The organism is Actinomadura terrae (genome assembly GCF_022751215.1).
Taxonomy (GTDB): domain Bacteria; phylum Actinomycetota; class Actinomycetes; order Streptosporangiales; family Streptosporangiaceae; genus Spirillospora; species Spirillospora terrae.
Genome location: NZ_JAICDG010000004.1, coordinates 832,164 through 856,148 on the forward strand (window position 1 = coordinate 832,164; position 23,985 = coordinate 856,148).

Here is a 23,985-nt window from a genome sequence, read left to right on the forward strand (position 1 = left end):
AACATCGGGGCGCTCCGTCCGCTGGACGACCGCCCGCCTCCTGCGCCCGGTCGGTGGCAGCGCCCGAGTACAGCCCTGAAGCCTCACCCTCTGGAACAGCGAAACGCGTGCGGAGCGACAGGAGGTGCGGGCACGTGACGCCGCCACCTCCCCCCATCGCGCGGCCTCCGCGTCGTGGGTATCGCCCAGTCTTCTCGCGCGAAAGTCGGACAGCCGCAACACGGCTGACCCGCCCCCCGCTGCCCTGGCTCACCACATCCGCATCAGTCCGGTTCGTGTCGGGCATCCAGTCTCCGGAGTCGCATCTGGAGGCGCTGTTGGAGCGGTGGCAGCGGCACGGTCGGCGATTATGGGACGGCGGCTTCAAGCGTATGCAGGGACTTCGGCGCTGGAGGCGAGCGGGTCGGCGCCGATCACCGCCTCGCCTTTCCTCGGGGGCGCCTGGCCAGGTAGGCAGGCGGTACCTCCATGCAGCGGCCCCGCGAGCGTGTCGGCCTGGTCGCCATTCGCCGTCCGCCCCACGACACGACGCCGTCACCGAGGCCCCCGTGGACGAAGGCCCCGCGCGACCAATCGCCGGAGCCGTGGTTAGCACCCCTCACCTCGGAGAGACGCGGGACGCGAGGCCGCTCGCGGGCTGATCGCCTTTATGGCAACTCTGGCGACCCACCCGCAGGAGGGTCGGGTGAAGGGGACGCTGGCAGCAACGGCACCAGATCTGCTCACGGGGCGCGTGCGAGTCGGTCGGTTGCCATTCGCCGTCCGCCCCGCACCCGCGCAGATCACCCCCTCGCCCACGACACGAAGCCGTCACCGCCCCTCCGTGGACGTAGACCTCCATGCGACCAAGCGCCGAAACCGTGGTTCGGCCCCGTCGTCTCGGAGACGCGGGGATGTGAGGCCGCTCGCGGTTAATCACTCAATGCCGCACCCACACCAGGCGGCCAACCCGCGGGGGAGTTGTCCGAGTGAAGGTGATGCTCGCGCAACGGCCACCAGATCTGCTTACCGAGGACCTGCGAGTCGGCCTCCTTGAGGAAGTAGACCGACCGCGGGGCCGCGTGCTCCAGCGCGCACCGGCGCCGACTCGCCCGCGGGACTGCTGGGCAAGTCCTACGCGCATCTCCATCGCTCCACACCAAACATCCACGCCCCCCGTCGTTCTCCACTCACGTCCAGCAGAGGCACCCGCTGGACGCGACCGCGCATGGCGGCCTTCATCGGGGGCCAGTGCCAGCTTCGACCACGACGCGCTCCAGCACCCCACCCCGCGAACACATCGCGCTCGCCGAGTACAGCGCCGTCCTATCGACGCGCACCCGGTCGGGAGTGTGTGCCTCCACCACCGCTCGCGGGGGTGAGCATCCAGCCAGGGACGACGACGACGGCGCGCTCGGCGAACAGCGGCACCGCGTCGCCGAGCCGGTCGGGGTCGTAGCGGCAGGGTTCGGGGCGAGCGAGGTGGTGATCGACGCCGACCCGCTCGACTCCAGCGCCGAAGTCCCTGCATACGCTTGCAACTGCCGTCCCGTCATCGCTGACCGTGCCGCTGCCACCGCTCCAATAGCGCCTCCAGACGGGGCTCCGGAGACTGGATGACCGACGCAAACCGCACCGGCATGCCTGGAGCCTTCACCACCAGCCATATCTACCGGCGCCCTCCACTACGGCTACTTCTTGCCAGATACACATCCGCGTATGGCTCACCCCGGCGCCTGCCCAAGATTCACCCATGGCAGCTTCCCGAGCAGCCCAAGCCGTCCGCGAGAAGGCTGTGCCGCCCAGCGCGCCATGCCGCTCTTAAACAGACGACGTTTCCCTAACCAGCGGCACTCAGCCACCCCCGGCGCGCCTCGCGCTCGGGATCATCCCGGCCGTCCCACCCAACGCTGCCGGCTGCCATCCCTCGTCGCGGCCAGGCTGCGTGCACCCAGCTTCGACCTCGATCACCGACAGGTCTAGCGCCGTCTTGCCCAGGTTCGTCCACGACTCAGCCGCGTCGCCGCAGCCCGCCGACACGCGCCACCCATCCACAGCGACCGCCACCGACTACCCCCATCAGAGCCACCGCCCCACGGCCGGCTCATCATCCGAATGCGCTCGACGATGGCCACACGTCCAGCGCCCAGCTAGCCAGGCGCCCCGAGGAAGGGTCGCAAAGCCCCGCGTCCTGCCGGAAATCCACCGCGACCAGCACGCAGCTAAAGAAGAGCGCCCCGGAGGTGTAGTCACCTCGGGACACTCATGCAGCGCAGACGCGCCGCGTCACACCGATCCGTTCAGCCCCCCGCCATCGGACTCGTCGTCCGGCGCCATCGACTTGATGATGCGGTCCAGGTCCTCCAGCGTGGCGAACTCGACCACGATCTTCCCCTTGTTGCGCCCCATGTCCACCCGGACGCGCGTGTCGTAGCGGTCGGAGAGCCGATCGGCGAGTTCCTTCAGCGCCGGCGCCACGGGCTGCCTGCGACGCCCCTGCCGCGGCGCCTTCGGCTCCTCGTCCACCTCGCGCAGGGCGATGAGCTCTTCCAGCGCCCGGACGGACAGCCCCTCCTGGACGATCCGCTGCGCCAGATGCTCCTGCGCCTCGACGCTGTCGAGGGACAGCAGCGCACGAGCGTGCCCGGCGGACAGAACACCCGCGGCGACGCGACGCTGCACGGCCGGGGGCAGGTTCAGCAGCCGCAGCGTGTTCGTGATGTGCGGACGGGAGCGTCCGATCCGGCTGGCGAGTTGCTCGTGCGTGGCACCGAAGTCCTGGAGGAGTTGCTGGTAGGCGGCCGCCTCTTCCAGCGGGTTGAGCTGCTGCCGGTGGAGGTTCTCCATGAGCGCGTCACGGAGCAGGTCGTTGTCGCCCGTGTTGCGGACGATGGCCGGGATGACGTCCAGCCCGGCCATCTCGGACGCGCGCAGGCGGCGCTCGCCCATGATCAGCTCGTAGTCGTGCTCGGCCAGATCGGCCTTGCGGACCACGATCGGCTGTAGGAGCCCGACGATGCCGATCGACTCGGCCAGTTCCTCCATGGCCTGATCGTCGAAGTGCTCACGGGGCTGTCGTGGGTTGGCCGTGATCGACCGGATCGGCAGCTCGGCGAAGTACGCTCCGGCGACCGCCTTCATCTCCGGACCGGTGTCCGAACCCGTGCTGTGCGGGCCGCCAGGAAGTCCCGGTTCGCCCGCGACACCCGGTTCTTCCAAAACGGGGGGAGGCGGGGCCGCGGGAATGAGGGCTCCAAGGCCCTTGCCCAGACCGCGTCGCTGCTGGCTCACTTGGCCGCCCCTTGGTGCGCCATCTCCGACGCGGCCTCACTGTAGGCGAGCGCGCCGCTCGATCCGGGATCGTAGGTCATGACCGACTGTCCGTAGCTCGGTGCCTCGGAAACCCGCACGCTGCGGGGGATCACGGTGTTGAGGACGACGTCACCGAAGTGGTTCCGGACGTCCTCGGCGACCTGGGCGGCGAGGCGCGTCCGGGCGTCGTACATCGTGAGCAGGATCGTCGAGACACTCAGCCTCGGGTTCAGGTGCGCCTTGACGAGGTCGACGGTGCGGACCAGCTGGCCGAGACCCTCCAGCGCGTAGTACTCGCACTGGATCGGGATGAGCAGTTCGTCCCCACCCACGAGAGCGTTCACCGTGAGCAGACCGAGCGACGGGGGACAGTCGATCAGCACATAGTGGAACTTCTCGGTCTCGTACGCCTCCAAGGCGCGGCGCAGCCGGGACTCGCGAGCGACCTTGGAGACGAGCTCGATCTCCGCACCGGCGAGGTTGAGCGTCGCCGGAGCGCAGAAGAGATTGGGGATCTCGGGGGCCGGGACGACGATGTCGGCCAGCGCCGCGTCCTCGATCAGCACGTCGTAGATGGACGGGATCTCGGCATGGTGCTCGACGCCGAGGGCAGTGGAGGCGTTCCCCTGCGGGTCGAGGTCGACCACGAGCACCTGGGCGCCGTGCATCGCGAGGGAGGCGGCGAGATTCACCGAACTGGTGGTCTTGCCCACCCCGCCCTTCTGGTTGGCGATCGTGATGATCCGGCAGTGGTCCGGCCGGGGCCACTCCTTCTCTCTGCGGCCCGACATCACCTTGAGCGTGCCGGCCGGTGTTTCACGTGAAACCTTGGCGTCCTTGAGCGCCTCGCGCACGAGTTCTGACTCCCCCTGAGATGGTCCCTTGCGCGGACCCGACGGCGGCTGCGCGCCGGCATGTGTCGGTACATAACCGACGTTCTCCGCGGTCCCGGACGTCGTATTGCCCCACATCGCGTGCCCGGACGGAGCGGTGCCCGGCCCCGCCGCGTCCTCCTGGACGGCCTGCTCCGGAACACTCGGCTCCTGACCATTCGATCCCTGGCTGCCCGAAGCCTGAACGCCGAGGGCCTCGTCCTCGGCACCCTCGGCCGCACCGGAACCAGCCGGGCCGGTCTGACCAGAAGGCCCGGCTTGTCCAGCCGTCCCAGCGGTCTGCCCTGCGAGCCCGCCAAGACCGGTGGGCTCAGTCTGACCGGGCCCGGCGGCCTGGGCGGGTGCCTGATCGTCGGGGGATTCGTCGGCGCGGTCAGGCCAGCCCCGTCCTGGTCCCGTGCTCATGAAGACCTCTTCCTCGACGCTTTAGCGCGCCGGGGCGCGCGTTGTTGTCGCCCGACCGCCCCGTCCCGGACGACCTCCCGGTCGGCGACCACGCGGACGAGCGTTGTCGGCGGGTCGACCATACCGCGCCCGACTTGGAGCAGTTCGGTGGTCTGCACACCGAACCGCTTCAGCACAGGACGCGCCTCCTCCAGCTCCGCCGCGGCGCGTTCTCCCTTGAGCGCCAGCAGTTCCCCGCCCGGACGCAGCAGCGGAAGCGCCCATTTCGCCAACCTGTCGAGGGGGGCGACGGCCCGGGCGGTGGCAACGTCCACCGAGAACTCCTTGGCCACCTCCTCGGCCCGCGCCCGCCGGACCTCCACATTCGGCAACCCGAGCAGCTCAACGCACTCGTTCAGGAAGTTCGTGCGGCGCAGCAGGGGTTCCAGCAGCGTGACCCGCAGGTCAGGTCGGACGATCGCGAGGACGATCCCCGGCAGCCCGGCGCCCGATCCGACGTCCACGACCTGCGCCCCGTCCGGGATCGCCTCGGCCACCACCGCGCAGTTGATCAGGTGCCGTTCCCAGAGCCGGTCGACCTCGCGCGGCCCGATCAGGCCGCGCTCGACGCCGGCGTCGGCCAGGAACGCCGCGTAGCGCTCCGCGACCGGCAGCGCGTCACCGAATACCTCCCGTGCAGTCCCCACCATACGAATCGTTCCACAAAAACCCGCGCCGACGTACACACGAAACGTCCCAGCCCAGCGAGCGGGTGCCCCTCCCGTATGGCCGGAACCACATGCTCGTCGGAATATTCGACGTCCTGCGGGTACAGGGAGTGTCAGTGTCACCGCGCCTGCCCCCGGAAGGAGCTGGGCACATGGGAATCGGAGTCAGTCTCGCGTTCATCGCGCTCGGCGCGATCCTCGCTTTCGCCCTTCGCGTCGATCTCAGCGGACTCGATATTCACCTGGTTGGCTGGATCCTGATCATGGTCGGACTGATCAGCATGGCTTTCACCCTGGCGTACACCCGTCCACGGCGGCGCGCCGGTCGGGTCGTCGGAACGGACCCGGCATATGGGGACGAGCCAGGCACGATCATCCGCGAAGAGCACATCGTCCAGGACCCGCCCCTCGCGGGTCAGCCCGTCGAGCGGGTCGAGCGGGTGATCGAGCACCCACCAGGCGAGCAAATCCCGCACGGCCACATGGAACAAGATCCGTCCGTTGCGCAGGATCCCGCACGCGCACAGGACCCGGCGCGCGCGCAGAATCCGGCGGAAGGAATTCGCCCGTCCCTCATGTCCGACGATCGCACGCCGCGCGAACGGCGGTAGTACTAGCGCTCGCTCGGTGTGTCGTCCTCGGACGGCGACACACCGAGCGCTGGCAATGATCGTGTCCTCTCAGGGCCGCGCAGCCTGGCGCCGTCACAAGACGATCGACCACCACTCTGCCGAAGCGCCCCAACATCCGCCCTTAAGCCAGCCGGACGGCACGCGACCGGCATCGGTTTCGCCCCACGCGCAGAGACGCACCAAGCGCGCTCCCACAAGCAACAACCACACAGCGCGCACGCGAGACGCGACCCAAGTTGAACGGGACGCAGGTCGAACGCATCCAAGGCACAACGCGGCGTAGGCGGGACCAGCGAAGGCGAGGCGGTCCCAGTCGTGCGGCTCGTCCCAATCTGTCCGAGTAGGGCGCAAGCTCGACGCGGGACACGGCGGGTTCGAGGGACGGCGGCCCGGATGGGAGAACGCGTCGAGGTCGGCGGTCTCCGGAAGGCGCCCTGGGGAGACACGGATGGCGAGGACCCCCCGGGGAGGACGCGGCCAGGTCAAGCAACGTGCGTTCGACCATCTCACCGTACGGGCCGAGGAACTGGGAACGTTCCCTTCTTCATCCAGTCGTGTGATCGCTGCGCCTCTCCCGGAGCCAGCAGGGCGTACGTGCTAAGCAGGTGCGGGTCGGCGGGAACGAAGAAGCTCGTATGCGGGAACGTAGCGGCCGCGCCTCCCGGGCGGTATCGCGATTGCCTTCCCGTCCCGGCCGACGGCGATCCCTCCGCCGAGCAGTTCTGGCGGATCCGGCCGCTCATCGAAGGTGACAACGTCACCGGTCACGACCAGAGCCGCGGCGCCGAGCGAGTAGAGCGTCAGCGAGGGCCCAATTGGCGAGGACGCGGGGTGGCGAGGACGCGGGGGCCTCGGATGGGGACCCAACGGCGAGGACGTCCGGCGAAGAAGGCCGCCACCTCGCGGGCGCCGCGGACCTCCACCGCCACGGCGTCCGGATCGAGCAGGTCGAGCAGGGCGGCGAAGTCTCCGCCGCGGGACGCGGCGAGGAAGGCCTCGACGATCTCCCGCTTCGGCGATCGCGCGGCATCGGACGCGTCCGCGGACAGCGAGAGCCCGGATCACAAGGGCGCGAAGGGAGGGCACGGACGGCGAGGGGCGGGGTTGCGAAGGCCGGGGTTGCGAGGGGCCGGGTTGCGAGGGGCCGGGTTCCAAGGGGCCGGGTTCCAAGGACGCCGGATTCCAAGGGGCCGGATTCCAAGGGACTGGATTGCGAGGGCGCGGACGCGGGCGGGTGCGGTGCGGGGGTGGTGAGGAAGCGCAGGAGGCGGCGTCGCAGGTAGTCGGAGGTGGTGTCGCCGTCGGCGATGCGGCGGGCGCAGCCGCGGGCGGTGGCGGTGCCGAGGGCGTGTTCGAAGCAGTCGAGCAGCGCGGGGCGGCGGGCGGCGATGAGGGCGGCGGCGGGGTGCTCCAGGACGAACCGGACCGCGGTGCGGCTGGTGTGCTTATGCGAGGACGCGGACGGTGAGGGGCCCGGATGGGGAGAGCCCGGGGGCGAGGGACGCATGGCGAGGGCGCGTCGGGAAGGGCCCGGACGGCGGGGGCGCTTGCGTCTACGAGCCCACAAGCCCCCAACAGGGGGTCGAACCGGCCTCTACGGCGCTCCAACGCCCCGAAGAGCAAACCGTGTCCTAGCTGGAAGAACGACCCTGCCCCGGAAGTGACGACACTGGACCTAGGCCCCACATGAGTTATCCACAGAACGCCGTTCCACTTCTCCCCGGCATCCCGCTACGGAAGCATGAAATGCGAACGGCCCCGGCAGGTGGTGCCGGGGCCGTGAGGGGAGCTGCGACTATGGGCCAGAACCTGAGACCTTCACCGGGCCGATCGGTCGAGAACCGACTCCGGCCGAGAGACCGTGAGCCCGCCCGCCGTCATGAACCGACGAACGGGCGACGTCACGTCAGGCGGGGTAAACGACCACGTAGCGGTCGGGCTCCTCCCCGTCGGACTCGCTGCGGAGCCCGGCGGCGGCGACCGCGTCGTGAACGATCTTGCGTTCGAACGGGGTCATCGGGGCGAGCGGCTTGGGCTCGCCGGCCTGCTTGACCTCGTCGGCGACGTCCGTGCCCAGCTTGGTCAGCTCGGCGCGGCGGCGTTCCCGGTAGCCGCCGATGTCGAGCATGAGGCGGGTCCGGTTGCCCGTCTGGCGGTGGACGGCGAGCCGGGTCAGCTCTTGCAGTGCCTCCAGGACCTCGCCGCGCTTGCCGACCAGCTCGTCCAGGGAGGCGCCGACGACCGCGACGAGCGCGCGCTCGCCCTCGACGTCCATGTCGATGTCGCCGTCATAGTCACCGATGTCCAGCAGGCCCTCGATGTAGTCGGCGGCGATCTCGCCTTCCTGTTCGAGCGCCTGGACGTCGACCTCGGTGGTGTCGGTCTGGCTCAACGGGATCTCCTTCTCGGGCACGGGCTCGGGGTTCAAACTAGCGCTTCTGGCTACCGCTGCGCTTGCTACGCGACTTGCGGGTCGGCTGGTTGCGGACGACCTTGGGCGTGGTGTCCTCGGGCTCGGGTTCCGGCGCCGTCTCCTTCTTGAGCCTCGCCTTGACTCCGGAGGCGGCGGGAGCACCCTTCGACCCGGCGGTCTTGGTACCCGCGACCTTGCCCTTCGCCGGACCGCCCTTGGCCGCGCCACCCTTCGCGGGGCCGCCCTTGGCCGGGGTGCCGTTCGTGTCGCCCGTCGTGCTGAGCGGTGGGTACCGCTTGTAGATGTAGTGCTGCTGGGCGAGCGTCCAGCTGTTGGACGTCACCCAGTACATGAGGACACCGAGGGGGAAGCCGAGGCCGAAGAGACCGAACAGGGGCGCGAGGAAGACCATCATCTTCTGCGCCTGCATCATCGGGTTGGCGTCGTCGGTGACGGGCTGGCGCTTCATGCTGGCCCGGACGGTGAAGAACGTGGTGCAGGAGCTGATCACCACGGCGATGGCCGTGACGATGATCGCCGTCCAGCTCTTGGGGTCGGCGCCCCAGGCGTTGAGGAAGGTGTCCGGGATGTGGGCGCCGAAGATGTTCGCGTTCTGCGCGCTCTGGACCAGATCCCACTTGAGCGCGAAGACGTCGTGGCCTTCCTTCGCGTCCGAGATCCGCTTGAGCGTCTGGAACAGACCGATGAACACCGGCATCTGCACCAGCAGCGGAAGACACCCGGAGAGCGGGTTGGCGCCGTTCTCCTGGTAGAGCTTCATGACCTCCTGGTTGAGGCGCTGCTTGTCGTTCTTGTACTTCTTGCGCAGCGCCTGGACCTTGGGGTTGAGCTCCTGCATCTTCCGCGAGGCATGGATCTGCTTCACGAAGAGGGGGACCATCGCCAGCCGCAGCAGGACGGTCAGGAGGATGATCGAGCCGCCCCAGGCCCAACCACTGTCCTTGGGGACGACGGTGCTCAGCGCCGTGTGAATCCACACGATGAGCTGAGCGACGATCTCGTACAGCCAATCAAGCACCGGGCAGCTCCTTGGGCTCTGCTAGGGCGGGGCCGCTCTCCTCGCGGCCGGAGTTCGAAGAAGCCGCCGCGGACAGCGACTGGGAGACCGACCCTCCGGACTCCCCGGAGAAACGCGCGCCGGTCGCCTTCTTCGGCGGCACCGGGTCATACCCTCCCGAATGGAAGGGGTGGCACCGGCCGATCCGGCGGATGATCAGCCACGTTCCGCGCGGCGCGCCGTGCGTCTGGAGCGCCTCCAGGCCGTACGCGCTGCATGTGGGCTGGAATCGGCACTGCTGCCCGAGCAGGGGACTCAAGAAGCGGCGGTAGGCGCGGACGAGAAGGATCAGCACCCTGGCTACGGGGCCTAGTGCCCCCGCCGGGTGCTGCGAGGGGAACGGGCCCCCCTGCCGACTCCTCATCTTCGCCCCTTGGACGCGGGCCGCAGCAGCCGATCGAGCGCCGACTCCAGATCCGCGGCCAGTTCGTCAGGACGCGCCTTCCCCGCTGCGGGGTTGGCGCGCACTACGAGCAGGCTACCCGCTGGGAGTCGGTCCAGGTGCAGCCGCACCAGGTGCCGCAGCCTCCGCCTCACCGAGTTGCGGACCACGGCGTTCCCGACCGTCCGCGACACGATGAACCCGACAAGCGGCGGCGCCGCTTCGATGCCCTCGTCCGGTGGAAGCAGGTGAGCGACGACATTGGGCCGTCCGGCGCGGCGACCGCGCCGAACGGCCAACGTGAAGTCGTCCCGCCGCCGCATCCGGTTCCCGGACGGCAGCATGGGAGAGGTCGATCAGACCGCGATGCGGGCGCGGCCCTTGCTACGCCGCCCGGAGAGGATGGCGCGCCCGGCGCGGGTGCGCATGCGCAGCCGGAAGCCGTGCTTCTTGTGGCGACGACGGTTGTTCGGCTGGAAAGTACGCTTGCTCACTCGAGGCTCCAGTGCTGCGGTCGGTTCGTCTTCAAGGGCTCGATAACTCGCACCGAGGTTTCGCGTCTGGTCCCCCGCAGCGGGGGCCCACCCGTGCTTCCCAGGAGGGGCGGCCGGCGGGCACGCGTCAGCTCCGTCGATGCGACTCGACCTCAGAACGTTACGGGCTACTCGGCCATGCGGTCAAACGGAGCGAACCCCGCCCGCCACGTCGGTCTCCCAACACCACCCCCACCACCAATCCCAAAACACCCCACCGCCCCCACACCGAGCCCCACCCCGCCCCAGACAGGCCGCACCCCATAGGCAGGCCGCCCCCACCCCGCCGCTCCCCGAATCCGGCCACCCGCGCACGAACCGTGCCGTTCACCTCCACGCACCCCCGTGGCCGTTCACCCCCCGCACCAACTCCCCGCCAGCGCCGCGCTGGAAGGCGCACGCCCGTCACGCCTGACGTACTGGGTCAACACAGCCAGCGGCGTCATCGAGGACGCCTGCGACGCCCTAACCCACGTCGGTTCACCGACGGCCGTGCCCCGGCGGCCCGGCCCCTAGGCGTGGAGTCGCAACACCCGCTCCCGCCCCACCCACTGGGCCTCCACGCCGTCCTCCGCCAGTCGTCGAGCCCGTCCACCAATGTCCCGCCGCCCACCACAGCCGACCGCTACCGATCACTCATCGCCCCGGCGCCGTTCACCCCCCGTCCGCCACCGGTGTCCGGCCCACAGCGACCCCATCCACCAACGCCCCCCACGGGGCACCTGTCATGCCACTCGACGCCCCCGACAGCCCACGAGCACGCAACCTCCCTGTCCAAACCGGGGCCCACCCCACCATCTCCTCGGGGCGCCCGGACGCTCCCCGCATGCCAACGCGCAACCTGGCTGTCCACCCGGGGCCCACCGCCATCTCCTCAGCGCGCCCAGCGACCGTTGCGAGCTGCCATCGCCTCCCATTGCGCCTACGCCACCACGCATCGCGCCACCGACAGTCGCCCCATCAATGCCATCCCAGCCCCGGGCCCGTCACCCATAGCTGTTAGTCCTCGCCGTCCTTCCCCGCCAGCCTCCGTCTCGTACCGTCGTTTCCGCCCCTTCCCGGCCCCGTCTCGTGCCATCGCATCTCACCGCTTTTCCCCGGCCCGCCCGTCACCACTGCTGCCCATGGCTGGCATTGCTCGCAGCCCTTCCCGGCCTGCCCCTCCCGCTTGTACGCCGCCTGCGGCCCTTCCTCGGTAGGCCTTTCTCTCGTGCTGTCCTCGCCTGCCGCTACCGTTCGCCGGTCGCGGCGGTGGTCCCGCTCTTGCCTGTGGGCCGTCGCCGCTGGCATCGGCCGCTTCTCACCTCCATGGTCCGCTCGTCCGACAGCTCCGCCCCGCCGTCGTCCTGAGGTACCGAAACCCATCACCGAAGCTCGCCCACATCTGCTGCTTGCCCCTGCGACCGGACCGCCACCTGTCGCCCGCCTTTGTCCGTCGCGACGGCGCCGCCCGCCCTACCCGCCGTTGCGCCGCCCTGCGCTACCGACTATTGCGATTACCCCGCCAGCTCATCAGAGAGTTGCGCGCCGTAATTGCCCGTCTCCGCCGAGCGCGCCACCGCCCGCTACGGGCCCCGTCCACTACCCGTCACAGCTCCTCGCCACGGGACGTCCCACAGGCCTCGGCATATGCCGTCGTCGCGGGCCGTCGTCGCGGGCCGTCGTCGCCTACCGCGCTCGCTGCTGTTGTCCTGTACTTGCTTTCCACGCCGCCGTCAGTGCGCGGCGGACGGGGTGTCTGCTGTCTGTCGCTTTGGCCTGTCGGCGCGAGTTGTCTGGCCGCGTCAGGGCGCGCTCTTGTCGCCCCCTTGTCGCCTTGGCGTCGCTCGGCGGCTGTCACGAGTCGCTTTCGGCTCGCTGGCCGGTGCGCCATGCTCGGTCGGTGTCGCGTCGTGTGCTGCTGCGCGCTGGCGTCGTCATGTCGTCCTGGGCAGCCACGCTGGATTTTGGTGCGTCGCCCACTGCGGTCATGGCCGCTGCTGGGTTGTCGGACGTCGTCGGCCGTTGCGGCTCGTCTTCGCTGACGGTCCTCCGGTGCTCCCTTCGCCGCTGGGTCGCTTCCCCGGCGTCTGTTACGAACCCGCAGCGGCGCCGACGTGCCTCTGGTGGGGGCTGGTGTCTGGTTTGGGTGTACGTGGGGCGGAGGAGCGTCTGGCGTCTGCTGCGGATGTTCGTCGCTCAGTGGCAGGAACTCCGCGCGGGCATGAGGGGCGGGCGGGGCGTTCTCGCGATGTCTGCCGTCGCTGTATGTCGTCCTTGATCGCCGTCCGCGCATTTTCGCTGCGCTGGTCCTACGGTCTTCGCTGCCATCCCTCGACGCCATCTCCCTCCTTGCCAGCTGGCGGTTTCTGCGGCGACAGCGTCGTATGGCGTTGGGGTGCTACCTGGTTGTGCCACCCCCCGGCGCATCGACACGGTGTGCGCCTGGTCACCCTGCTGGGGAGTGCTGGTCGGCGGCGGTCCGAGGGTTGGTTGGGGCTCGGACGCGGCGGTGGGGCCCAGGAGGCTCTGGGCGGTCGTGTTGCGGACGGCGGCGGGCAGCGTTAGGGTCTCCCGGGCGAGCCGACGTCCCTGATGAAGGAATCTGAAGGTCGGCGTTCGTCCACCACTCCGCTCCAGACACCCCCCAGCATCGCTCCTCTTCATTGACCGCCGAGGCGGCCGGGGAGCCACCCGATCTCATCTGTCCGGGTCCGCGTCGCGGGCTTTTACACAGGGCGCTCCATGTTCATGCACAGCATGTGGACAACTCTGTGGACAACTCGTGAGAGAGTAAGTCTTCCGCGTCGCGGCCGTGCCCAACGAGACGGGTCGCATCCCGTGGGAGAGCTGGGCAGTCAGGTACTCCGTTCGGCGGAGTTGTGGGGAGGGGACCTTGCGCATGGACGGTCAGGATCTCGGATCGGTCTGGGCCCGCACCCTCACCGCACTGGCTGAGAGCGACCTGTCTCCCAGCTACCGCGCATGGCTGCCGATGGTCCGGCCTCTGGCGCTTGTGGAAGGCACTGCGCTCCTCGCGGCCCCCAACGAATTCGCCAAGGACGCGCTGGAAACACGGCTGCGCAACCTGATCACACAGGCGCTTTCGCATGAGCTCGGCAGGGAGATCCGTGTCGCGGTGACCGTCCAGCCGGAACCTCCAGGCGGAGGCGGTCCGAGCGAGCCTCTGGCGGCGCCGGTACACGAGTCCGCATACGGCGAACGCCCCCATGAAGAGCACGACGGGGACCGCTCCTATACAGATCCCTCCTACGGGGAGCAGCGTCCGTACCCGGAACAGCCTTACAGGCCTCAGTCAGGAGTTACCCACAGCCCGGGGTCCCTCGGTGGATATCCACAGGGGGACGAGGACCGTGGATGGCCGCAACGGGATTCCGAGCATGGCGGGGCCTATCCGCCTGCGCCTCGTCCACCCGCGTACGGCGGGCGAGGCGCCCCCTACGACACACGCGAGGGACGCGGCGCCCCGGGCTACCCCGGTGGCCGTGGGCGGCCCCCTGGCGGTTCGGAGGGGTACGGCCCGGAGAACTACGGACCCGGGCCGGAGTCGTATGGCGGCGAGCTCCCAGGACGGCCGCCGCACGCGCCGTCCCACCTGAACGATCGGACACTCGGTCCGCTCCGTCCTGGCAGAGGTGAACCGCAGGGGCCCGAGAATCAGCTCGGCAGCGGCGAACCCCTCCCGGGGCACCCGGAGGACCCCTACCAGAGCAAGGGGCCCTCAGACCAGTACAGGACCGAGAAGCCGTACCGCCCAGAGGACCAGTACCGGGACGACCAATACAGAGCGGAAGAGCCCTACCGCTCGGAGGAGCCCTACCGCGGCGAGCCCGGTTTCCGGGACGAAGAGGTCGCTGAGACGCGCGGCCCCGGTAGCGGCCCAGGTTCAAGCCCAGGTGGCGGTGTTCCTAAGGGCAACCCCGGCAACCCCGGCGCCGCTCCAAGCGGCCCAAGCGGCCCAGGCGGCCCGAGCGGTCCCGGTGCCCCCGCCAGCCCCGGTGGGTCGAGCGCTCCGGGAGACGCCGGCTCCTCCGGGCAGGGTTCCGGCGCGTCCGAGCATGCGCGGCTCAACCCGAAGTACACCTTCGAGACGTTCGTCATCGGCTCCTCGAACCGGTTCGCGCATGCGGCGGCCGTCGCGGTCGCCGAGCAGCCCGCCAAGGCGTACAACCCGCTGTTCATCTACGGTGACTCCGGCCTGGGCAAGACGCACCTCCTCCACGCGATCGGGCATTACGCGCAGAGCCTTTTCAATGGGGCGCGTGTCCGTTATGTGAGCTCCGAGGAGTTCACGAACGACTTCATCAACTCGATCCGCGACGGCAAAGCGGACGGTTTCCGGCGCCGCTATCGTGATGTGGACATCCTTCTCGTCGACGACATCCAGTTCCTTGAAGGCAAGGAACAGACGCAGGAGGAGTTCTTCCACACCTTCAACACGCTGCACAACGCGAGCAAGCAGATCGTGATCTCCAGTGACCGGCCGCCCAAGGAGCTGGTGACGTTGGAGGACCGGCTCCGCAACCGGTTCGAGTGGGGGCTGACGACCGACGTGCAACCGCCCGAGTTGGAGACGCGGATCGCCATCCTTCAGAAGAAGGCCCGCCAGGAGGGCCTGGCCGCGCCGCCCGACGTGCTGGAGTTCATCGCCTCGCAGATCGCGACGAACATCCGCGAGCTGGAGGGCGCGCTGATCCGGGTGACGGCGTTCGCGAGCCTGAACCGGCAGTCGGTGGACATGAAGTTGGCGGAGATCGTCCTGAAGGACCTCATCCCCAACGACTCCGGGCCGGAGATCACGGCCGCGATGATCATGGCGCAGACGGTCGAGTACTTCGGCACGACGATCGAGGACCTGTGCGGGCCGTCGCGTTCGCGGATGCTGGTGACCGCACGGCAGATCGCGATGTACCTGTGCCGGGAGCTGACGGAGCTGTCGCTCCCCAAGATCGGCCAGCAGTTCGGCGGCCGCGACCACACCACGGTCATGCACGCCGAGCGCAAGATCCGGTCGCTGATGGCCGAGCGCCGCGCCATCTACAACCAGGTCACCGAGCTCACAGGGCGGATCAAGCACCAGGCTCGCAAGCGCTGATCAACAGCCCTGTGGACAACGCTCCGGGACGGCGCCGGAGATCATCGGATGCTTGTGGACGGCGCGCGTACGCCCGCCCGGCGGTTGTGGAAAGCTCGCAGGGGCAGGCGGCGGCCGCGATGTGGCCGGTAGAGCCCGGTAGGGGCCGCGTCCGCCCGTCCCGAAGCAGGAGGAAATACCGGAAAACGCGACAGAACACGGAGCTCGCAATTCACAGCCTGGGGAAAACTCTGGGGATCTCCGTGGATAAGCCAGGGGAAAACCTGCGGACAACCTGAGGACGACTCGTGGACGGATTGTGGACCGGCTGGGACGGCCGCCCGGCATCATGGGGACGAACTCGTGGACAGGCTGGGGACTTCCTGGGGACGGCCTGGGGACGGCCTCGGCGATCACCCGTCATTGTCACCGGAGGCCGCGTCGCGCCGGGAGAACCTGCGGAGAACTCGTGGACAACCGGGGGAAGACATGGGGATGACGTGTGGGGACGGATCCGTCGTCCTCAGGCGCCGTCGCGTCGTCCACGGGTCATGCACAGCCCCGGTGGACGAAGATTCGCGTCCTCACCTGGGACGATGCGTGATATCCACACTATCCACGGCCCCTATGACTAGTACTGCACTACTTCTCTACTCAAGAAAAGATCCATCTCAAGTCAGGGCCTGGGGACAACGTGCCCCGCGTGCGCCGACCGAGATCTCTCCACCTCACCCTTGTCCGAAACCTGAAGGAGGCGGGTCCACTTGAAGTTCCGCATCGACAGAGACGCCCTCGCCGACGCCGTCGCCTGGACCGCGCGCACGCTCCCGGTCCGTCCCCCCGTCCCGGTGCTGGCGGGCATGCACATCGTGGCCGGGGGCGAAGGCAACAGCGACCGGTTGAAGCTCTCCGCGTTCGACTACGAGGTCTCCGCACAGGTCTCCACGGACATCGACGTGGAGGAGGCCGGTACCGCCCTGGTGTCCGGACGCCTGCTCGCCGAGATCTCCCGCAGCCTTCCTCCACACCCTGTGGAGGTGACGACGGACGGCGCGAAGGTGATGCTCCGCTGCGGCAGTGCGAAGTTCACACTTCTCACCATGCCTGTGGAGGACTACCCGACCCTGCCGGAGATGCCGCCGGCGGCGGGCGCCGTGGGCAGTGACGAGTTCGCGGCCGCCGTGGCCCAGGTCGCCATCGCTGCGGGCAAGGACGACACCATCCCCATGCTCACCGGCGTTCGTGTGGAAATCGAGGGGGAGACCGTCACCCTCGCCTCTACCGACCGCTACCGCCTGGCCGTCCGCGAACTGCACTGGAAGCCGGAGCGCCCGGACTTCTCCGCCGTCGCGCTCGTCCCGGCCAAGACCCTCGCCGACACCGCGAAGTCGCTGACTGCCGGTGCGGAGGTCTCGATCGCGCTCGCCGGGACGGGCGGCAGCGGCGAGGGCATGATCGGCTTCGAGGGCGGCGGCCGCCGCACGACCTCGCGGCTGCTGGACGGCGACTTCGTCAAGTACCGGTCGCTGCTGCCGAGCGAGTACGCGGGCCTCGCCGAGATCCAGACGGGCCCGTTCATCGAGGCCGTCAAGCGCGTGTCCCTCGTCGCCGAGCGGAACACCCCCGTGCGGCTCTCATTCAGCCAGGGAGAGGTCGTCCTGGAAGCCGGGACCGGGGATGAGGCTCAGGCCGTCGAGGCGCTTGAGGCGACGCTGGAGGGCGAGGACATCGACATCGCCTTCAACCCCCAGTTCCTGCTCGACGGGCTCTCAGCGATCGGCTCGGACGTCGCCAGGCTGTCCTTCACCACCCCGACCAAGCCCGCCGTCCTCACCGGCAAGCCGCCGCAGGACGGCGAGAACCCGAACTACCGTTATCTGATCATGCCTGTGCGGTTGTCTGGGTAAGGCCCGATCCTGGGGCAATACCCGGGAACGACCGATCCGCCAGGGGAACCGCCCCTGCGGAGCCCGCGCAGCACCGTACGTACAGGGGAGTGAGCATGGAGCTTGGGATCATCGGCCTGGGCAAGATGGGCGGCAACATGGCAGAACGCCTGCGCCGCGGCGGTCACACCATCGTCGGCTATGACCGCGACCCCGGTGTGAGCGATGTCGGCTCGGTGGAAGAGCTCGTGCAACGCCTCTCGCCCCCGCGCGCCGTCTGGGTGATGGTGCCCGCAGGCAAACCCACCCACGAAACCATCGAAAAGCTGGGGGAGATCCTCCAGCCGGGCGACACCGTCGTGGACGGCGGCAACTCCCACTATGTGGACGACCAGAAGCACGGGGAGGAACTCGCCACCAAGGGCATCGGCTTCGTGGACTGCGGTGTCAGTGGCGGCGTGTGGGGGCTACAGAACGGCTACGCCCTCATGGTCGGCGGCGATGAGGACAACGTGAAGCGGCTCATGCCGATCTTCGAGACCCTCAAGCCCGAGGGGGAGTTCGGGTTCGTCCACTCCGGCAAGATCGGCGCCGGGCACTTCGTCAAGATGGTCCACAACGGCATCGAGTACGCGATGATGCAGGCCTTCGGCGAGGGCTACGAGCTGATCGAGGCCAGCGACATCGTCACCGACGTGCCCGCGACCTTCCACAGCTGGCAGGAGGGCACGGTCATCCGGTCCTGGCTGCTGGACCTGCTGAACCGCGCGCTCGCCGGCGACCCGGAGCTCGACGACATCCGCGGGTACGCCAACGACTCCGGCGAGGGCCGCTGGACGGTCCAGGCAGCCGTCGACCACGCCGTCCCGCTGCCGGCGATCACGGCGTCCCTCTTCGCTCGCTTCGCCTCCCGTCAGGACGACTCGCCCGCCATGCGGGTGGTCGCCGCGCTCCGCAACCAGTTCGGCGGTCACGCGGTCGAATCCGCCAAGGGCGCCGACTCCCCCGGCGCGGACGTGACCCCGCCCCAGGTCTGACCCGCCCTGGTCTGATGGTCCGACCACGGGCCGACCGGTCACCGGTCGGCCCGCCCCGCCCGCCGGTACCCGCATGCCCTCTGGGTGACGCCTCCCGCAGGCGGCGGCCCCACCCGCGACACAGCTTCCCGCCGCAGGCAGCGGCCCCACCGGCGGCACAGTCGCCGAGGCACTCTCCGAAGGCCGGGCGCCTGTCGCGGAGGGGCTGGGCGCCCGTTGCAGAGGGCCGATGTCCGCTGTGGAAGGTCGGGCGTCCGCTACGGAAGGCCGGAGCGTGCCTTCAATGAGGGGCCGACGGCCGTCTAGGCCGTTCTGCGCGCCCCGTCGGTGCTCTGCTCCCCCCGGCCCCCGGCCAGCCCGGCTGGTCTTGCCGGGGGACGACTCGCGGCCGAGTTATCCACAGGCGTGGATTTTTTGGCCGGACGCCGCTCATCCGCCGGACAATGGGTCCCATGGCCGATGAGGCGGCCGGGAGCGGGCGGAGGTGCGGGGGGCATGTGGTGGACGAGAGGCTCTACGCTCGTGTCCCGTGCACGTGGCCCACCTCTCCCTCCAGGACTTCCGCTCGTACGCGACCGCCGAGGTCTCGATCGAGCCGGGAGTCACGGCCTTCGTGGGGCCCAACGGGCAGGGCAAGACGAACCTGGTCGAGGCCATCGGGTACGTCGCCACGCACGGCAGCCACCGGGCGTCCACCGACGCGCCGCTCGTCCGGCAGGGCGCGCCGCGGGCGATCGTCCGCGCCGGCGTGGTGAAGGACGACCGCAAGGCGCTGATCGAGCTGGAGATCAACCCGGGGAAGGCGAACCGGGCCCGGCTCAACCGGTCCCCCATTCCGCGGCCCCGCGAGATCCTGGGGGTGCTGCGGACCGTCCTGTTCGCACCCGAGGACCTGGCGCTGGTCAAGGGCGACCCGGGGGAGCGCCGGCGGTTCATGGACGAACTGCTGACGCTGCGCGCCCCGCGCTTCGCCGGTGTCCGCTCCGACTACGACCGCGTCCTCAAGCAGCGCAACGCCCTGCTGAAGTCGGCGGCCGCCCACCGCCGCTCCCCCGGCCCCGAGGTTCTCGCCACGCTGGACGTATGGGATTCGCATCTCGCGCGGACGGGCTCCGAACTGCTGGCCGCACGGCTGGATCTCGTGGCGGCGCTCCGTCCTCTGGTCGCGCGCGCGTACGAGGCCCTGGCACCGGCCAGCGGCGATGTGGATCTGCGCTACAAGAGTTCGTTGGGAGAGGAGGAGTTGTCCACAGACCGTGGACAGCTTGCCGAGCGGATGCTCGCCGTCGTCGCGGACTACCGCAAACAGGAGCTGGAGCGCGGCGTCAGCCTGGTCGGCCCGCACCGGGACGAACTCGTCCTGCGGCTGGGGGAGCTGCCCGCGCGCGGCTACGCCAGCCACGGCGAGTCGTGGTCGTTCGCCCTCGGCCTCCGGCTGGCCGCGTTCGACCTGCTCCGCGCGGATGGCGACGACCCCGTTCTGATCCTGGACGACGTCTTCGCCGAACTGGACGTGGGACGCCGCAGCCGCCTGGCGGAGATGGTCGCCCCGGCCGAGCAGGTCCTGATCACGGCCGCCGTCCCGGCGGACGTCCCGGCGGAACTGACGGGAGGCTCGTATACCGTCTCGGACGGTCAGGTCATTCGTGAGTGATCCACGCCCGGGTGAGGAGAGTGCCATGCCGGACGATCCACAGGATGTGCATAACTTCACCGGTTCCAGCGCCCCTCCGAGCTCCACAGCCCTTCCAGCCTCCACCACCCCTTCGGCCTCCACCACCCCCCCGGGGTCCACCGCCCCTTCAGGCTCCACTCCCCCTTCGAACTCCGGCGCTCCTCCGGGGACCCCCACCCCCTCGGAGTCCCCTTCCCTTTCGGGCTCCACCGCTCCTCCGGGGCCTACCGCCCTCCCGGGGTCCACGGCCCTACCAGAGTCCACGGTTTCTCCGGGGGCCGGAGGCGTGCCGGGGAGCGCGGATTCGACGGACTCGGCGGCGGCGTCGGGCAAGTCGGGCATCGAGTTGGCCAGGGAGGCGCTCGCGCAGGCGAAGGCGGACGCACTCAAACGCGGCACCCTTCCCGGCCAGGGGAACAAGCGCAAGAACACGAAGCTCATCCGCGTCCGGGAGCCGGGACGTGGAGGCGACCCCAAGCAGTTCGGCACCGCGATCCGTGAGTTGCTGGCGTCTCGCGGGTGGGAACAGCGAGCCGCCGTCGGCGGCGTGTTCGGTAACTGGGCGGGGATCGTCGGCCCTGATCTGGCGGAGCACACCCGGCCAGATCACTTCGAGGACGGCGTCCTCACCATCGCGGCCGATTCCACCACGTGGGCGACGCAGCTGCGCCTGCTGTCCTCCACGCTCGTCCGGCGCCTGAACGAGGAACTCGGCCACGGCACCGTCCGCCGCGTCAAAGTGGTCGGCCCCTCCACAGGCCCCCGCAGAACGGGTGCCTGGCGCGTTCGCTGACCATATGTCCACACGCCCCCGCCGCTCGAAGCCCGAGGCAGTTACACACCAGCCGTATTCACTGAGCGGAAGTGGCCTTAGCCACGATGCGCATGTGCCCGGCTATCCACATCACTGTGGACTAGACGTCCGCGCGGAGGTGTTCAGCCACGAGACGCACGCACTCAGCCGTCCAATCAATGTGGCATGGGTGTCCGTGTGGACGTGGGTCAGGGCGCCCTGCCCGCTTGCGCTGTGCCTCCTCGGCCCGGGCGTCCTCACCCCTGGGCGTCCGAGTGGACGCGAATGTGGACCACGGATGGGGCCGCTGCGCGCGCTGGTCTGAGCCCCAGCACCGGGCGGGCGGAGGTAGGGCGCTCCGTCTGCCTCTGCTGGGCTTCAACCATGGGGTCGCTGCGCGCGCTGGCCAGAGACCAGTACCGGGCGGGCGTGAGCTAGGGCGCTCCGTCTGCCTGTGCTGGGTATCAACTCTGGGTTCCTAGGGCCTCGGATGGGGGCGCCGCGCGCGCTGGCGCTGAGCCTCACCATCGGGGGACGTCGGGTAGGTCCGCTCTGGTCGTCTGCGCTGGGACTCACCTCGGAGCGTCCGGGTGGACGTGGTGGCGGGTGTGTGTGCGGGTGTGGTCAGGGGAGTGGGCTGCCAGGCGGGGTTTCTGGGGCAGGTAGAAATGTAGGTAGCTCCCTGTGATCGGATGTCGGTGGCGGGTGAGAACATCTGTTCGGGACATCCGGCGACGAGTTCCGCAGCGAGCGCGCCGTAGGCCAGAGAACCCCCCTGGGGCTATGGGGGGATGCAGCTCCAGGCCCGCCGAGCCGCCACACGCGCACACAGAGCTCGTGAGTGCCACTTTTCGCCGCGTGACCCGGTAGACTGGGTCCGGGTTCAGGATGCTGCGCCGCCATGGGTCGCCCAGGGCTCTACCGACACGTACAGAGCACACGGGCGCCCCATGTGTGTTACGGGGCACACCGCGCTCCCTCCCGGGCGTGGGGGCGGCCGACATCCCCGTCAGGAGGATCTCCTTTGGCGTACGACGCTAGTTCGATCACTGTCCTTGAGGGCCTTGAGGCGGTTCGCAAACGCCCGGGCATGTACATCGGGTCGACCGGTGAGCGTGGTCTGCACCACCTTGTCTACGAGATCGTGGACAACGCGGTGGACGAGGCCCTGGCCGGTTACGCCGACGACATCGTGGTGACGCTGATGGCGGACGGCGGAGTCAGTGTGCTCGACAACGGGCGCGGCATCCCGGTCGGCGAGCATCCGGTGGAGAAACGCCCGGCCATCGAGCTCGTGCTGACGACGCTGCACGCGGGCGGCAAGTTCGACGGCAAGTCCTATGCCGTCTCCGGCGGCCTGCACGGTGTCGGGTCCGCGGTCGTGAACGCGTTGTCCAGCCGGCTGGAGGCCGAGGTCAAGGTCGACGGCCACGTCTGGCGCCAGTCCTACACCTGGCAGGGGCCCGAGACGGAGCTGCGCAAGGGTGAGGAGACCAGCGAGACCGGTACCCGCATCACCTTCTGGCCCGACCCGGACATCTTCGAGACCACCGAGTGGAACTTCGAGACGCTCTCCCGGCGCATGCAAGAGATGGCGTTCCTGAACCGCGGGCTGAGTATCACGCTGGAGGACGAACGTCCCGAGCACAGCAGCGGCGAAGAAGAAGGCGCCCCGCACGTGGTCAAGTACCACTACGAGGGTGGCATCGAGGACTTCGTCCACTACATCAACGCGCGCAAGGACGCCGCCCACGAGTCGGTGGTCTACTTCAGCGACGACACCGAGGGCATGTCGGTGGAGATCGCGATGCAGTGGAACTCGTCCTACGCCGAGTCCGTCCACACGTTCGCGAACACGATCAACACGGCGGAGGGCGGCACCCACGAGGAGGGGTTCCGCGCGGCGCTGACCACGATCGTCAACCGGTACGCCCGCGACAAGGGGCTGCTGCGCGACAAGGACGACAACCTCACCGGCGAGGACGTCCGCGAGGGCCTCACCGCGATCATCTCGATCAAGCTGGCCGACCCGCAGTTCGAGGGCCAGACCAAGACCAAGCTGGGCAACACCGAGGCCAAGTCGTTCGTGCAGAAGGCGTGCAACGAGCACCTGCGCGACTGGTTCGAGGAGAACCCGGGCGAGGCCAAGGAGATCATCAACAAGGCGTCCCAGGCGGCGCGGGCGCGGGTGGCGGCGCGGCAGGCGCGCGACCTGACCCGGCGCAAGAGCCTGCTGGAGTCGACGTCGCTGCCCGGCAAGCTGTCGGACTGCCAGTCCACCGACCCGTCGCGGTCGGAGCTGTACATCGTCGAGGGCGACTCGGCGGGCGGCTCGGCCAAGGGCGGCCGCGACCCGCACTTTCAGGCCATCCTGCCGATCCGCGGCAAGATCCTGAACGTGGAGAAGGCCAGGATCGACAAGATCCTGAAGAACAACGAGGTGCAGGCGATCATCACCGCCCTCGGCACCGGCGTGCACGACGAGTTCGACATCTCCCGCCTGCGCTACCACAAGATCATTCTGATGTCGGACGCGGACGTCGACGGCCACCACATCAACACGCTGCTGCTGACCCTGCTGTTCAGGTTCATGAAGCCGCTGATCGAGGCCGGGCACGTGTACCTGTCCCAGCCCCCGCTCTACAAGATCAAGTGGGACGCTCGGGGCTCGGACGCCGACTACGCCTACTCCGACGCGGAGCGGGACGCGATCATCGAGGCCGGTGTCGCCGCGGGCAAGCGCGACCCTCGTCCCCGCGACCTCGTCCAGCGATTCAAGGGCCTCGGCGAGATGAACGCCAGCGAGCTGTGGGACACCACCATGGACCCCGACAACCGGGTCCTGCTCCAGGTGCAGCTCGACGACGCCGCGCAGGCGGACGAACTGTTCAGTGTGCTCATGGGCGAGGAGGTCGAGCCCCGGAGGGAGTTCATCCAGCGCAACGCCAAGGACGTGCGCTTCCTCGACATCTGAAGTACGCGGCCCAGGAGCCGGTCCAGGCGGCGCCCCGACCAAGCGACGCGAGGCAAAGCTAAGCGGCACGACGCGAGGCGACGGCCAGGCGACTCCGGCGGCCATCCGGCGCGACCGGTCACGACGCGACCCCGGCCCCAGCGGGCGACGCGACCCGTCCGGCCGACCCGGCTCCCGCCAACGCCACCGCCAACCGCCAACCGCCACGGCCG

The 23,985-nt window shown here is 69.3% G+C and carries 15 protein-coding genes; 7 read left to right on the forward strand and 8 right to left on the reverse strand.

Going from position 1 to position 23,985, the window contains the following annotated elements:
- Positions 1-2,265: 2,265 nt before the first annotated feature.
- The 3 genes from K2F47_RS28405 to rsmG form a co-directional block, all read right to left on the reverse strand.
- A complete protein-coding gene (locus K2F47_RS28405; protein WP_242908642.1) occupies positions 2,266-3,270 on the reverse strand; it encodes a ParB/RepB/Spo0J family partition protein in 1,005 nt (334 codons plus the stop codon).
- Complete coding sequence (locus tag K2F47_RS28410) at positions 3,267-4,082, reverse strand: ParA family protein (protein WP_242908643.1); 816 nt, start codon at positions 4,080-4,082, stop codon at positions 3,267-3,269. The genes K2F47_RS28405 and K2F47_RS28410 overlap by 4 nt, the downstream gene beginning before the upstream one ends.
- A gap of 503 nt (positions 4,083-4,585) precedes the next feature.
- Positions 4,586-5,278, reverse strand: a complete 693-nt coding sequence (gene rsmG / locus K2F47_RS28415) for a 16S rRNA (guanine(527)-N(7))-methyltransferase RsmG (protein WP_242908644.1) — start codon at positions 5,276-5,278, stop codon at positions 4,586-4,588.
- 170 nt (positions 5,279-5,448) lie between these two features.
- Between rsmG and K2F47_RS28420 the strand changes: the two genes are divergently transcribed.
- Entirely contained in the window at positions 5,449-5,907 is a 459-nt protein-coding gene (locus K2F47_RS28420; RefSeq protein ID WP_242908645.1) for a DUF6458 family protein, read from the forward strand.
- 1,927 nt (positions 5,908-7,834) lie between these two features.
- On the opposite strand, the gene K2F47_RS28425 is transcribed toward K2F47_RS28420, so the two are convergent.
- Genes K2F47_RS28425 through rpmH form a run of 5 tightly spaced genes read right to left on the reverse strand, consistent with a single transcriptional unit; the run spans position 7,835 to position 10,295 of the window.
- Complete coding sequence (locus K2F47_RS28425) at positions 7,835-8,320, reverse strand: Jag family protein (protein WP_242908646.1); 486 nt, start codon at positions 8,318-8,320, stop codon at positions 7,835-7,837.
- 37 nt (positions 8,321-8,357) lie between these two features.
- A complete protein-coding gene (gene yidC / locus K2F47_RS28430; protein ID WP_242908647.1) occupies positions 8,358-9,380 on the reverse strand; it encodes a membrane protein insertase YidC in 1,023 nt (340 codons plus the stop codon).
- Positions 9,373-9,783, reverse strand: coding sequence for a membrane protein insertion efficiency factor YidD (gene yidD / locus K2F47_RS28435; protein ID WP_242908648.1), 411 nt, complete (start codon positions 9,781-9,783; stop codon positions 9,373-9,375). The genes yidC and yidD overlap by 8 nt, the downstream gene beginning before the upstream one ends.
- Entirely contained in the window at positions 9,780-10,145 is a 366-nt protein-coding gene (gene rnpA / locus K2F47_RS28440) for a ribonuclease P protein component (RefSeq protein ID WP_242908649.1), read from the reverse strand. Before rnpA ends, yidD begins: the two co-directional genes overlap by 4 nt.
- Before the next feature lie 12 nt (positions 10,146-10,157).
- On the reverse strand, positions 10,158-10,295 hold the full coding sequence (gene rpmH, locus K2F47_RS28445) for a 50S ribosomal protein L34 (RefSeq protein ID WP_067450744.1): 138 nt from the start codon (positions 10,293-10,295) through the stop codon (positions 10,158-10,160).
- Between the two features lie 2,920 nt (positions 10,296-13,215).
- Between rpmH and dnaA the strand changes: the two genes are divergently transcribed.
- From dnaA to gyrB, 6 genes are all read left to right on the forward strand, one after another.
- The gene (gene dnaA / locus K2F47_RS28450) at positions 13,216-15,429 is read left to right on the forward strand and encodes a chromosomal replication initiator protein DnaA (RefSeq protein ID WP_242908650.1); all 2,214 of its coding nucleotides are present in this window, start codon (positions 13,216-13,218) and stop codon (positions 15,427-15,429) included.
- Between the two features lie 743 nt (positions 15,430-16,172).
- The gene (gene dnaN, locus K2F47_RS28455; protein ID WP_242908651.1) at positions 16,173-17,315 is read left to right on the forward strand and encodes a DNA polymerase III subunit beta; all 1,143 of its coding nucleotides are present in this window, start codon (positions 16,173-16,175) and stop codon (positions 17,313-17,315) included.
- Between the two features lie 17 nt (positions 17,316-17,332).
- Positions 17,333-18,331, forward strand: a complete 999-nt coding sequence (gene gnd, locus K2F47_RS28460; RefSeq protein ID WP_372490936.1) for a phosphogluconate dehydrogenase (NAD(+)-dependent, decarboxylating) — start codon at positions 17,333-17,335, stop codon at positions 18,329-18,331.
- Between the two features lie 529 nt (positions 18,332-18,860).
- Entirely contained in the window at positions 18,861-19,985 is a 1,125-nt protein-coding gene (recF, locus tag K2F47_RS28465; protein ID WP_242908653.1) for a DNA replication/repair protein RecF, read from the forward strand.
- A gap of 307 nt (positions 19,986-20,292) precedes the next feature.
- A complete protein-coding gene (locus tag K2F47_RS28470) occupies positions 20,293-20,799 on the forward strand; it encodes a DciA family protein (RefSeq protein ID WP_242908654.1) in 507 nt (168 codons plus the stop codon).
- 1,024 nt (positions 20,800-21,823) lie between these two features.
- A complete protein-coding gene (gene gyrB, locus K2F47_RS28475) occupies positions 21,824-23,773 on the forward strand; it encodes a DNA topoisomerase (ATP-hydrolyzing) subunit B (RefSeq protein ID WP_242908655.1) in 1,950 nt (649 codons plus the stop codon).
- The last annotated feature ends 212 nt before the right edge of the window (positions 23,774-23,985 follow it).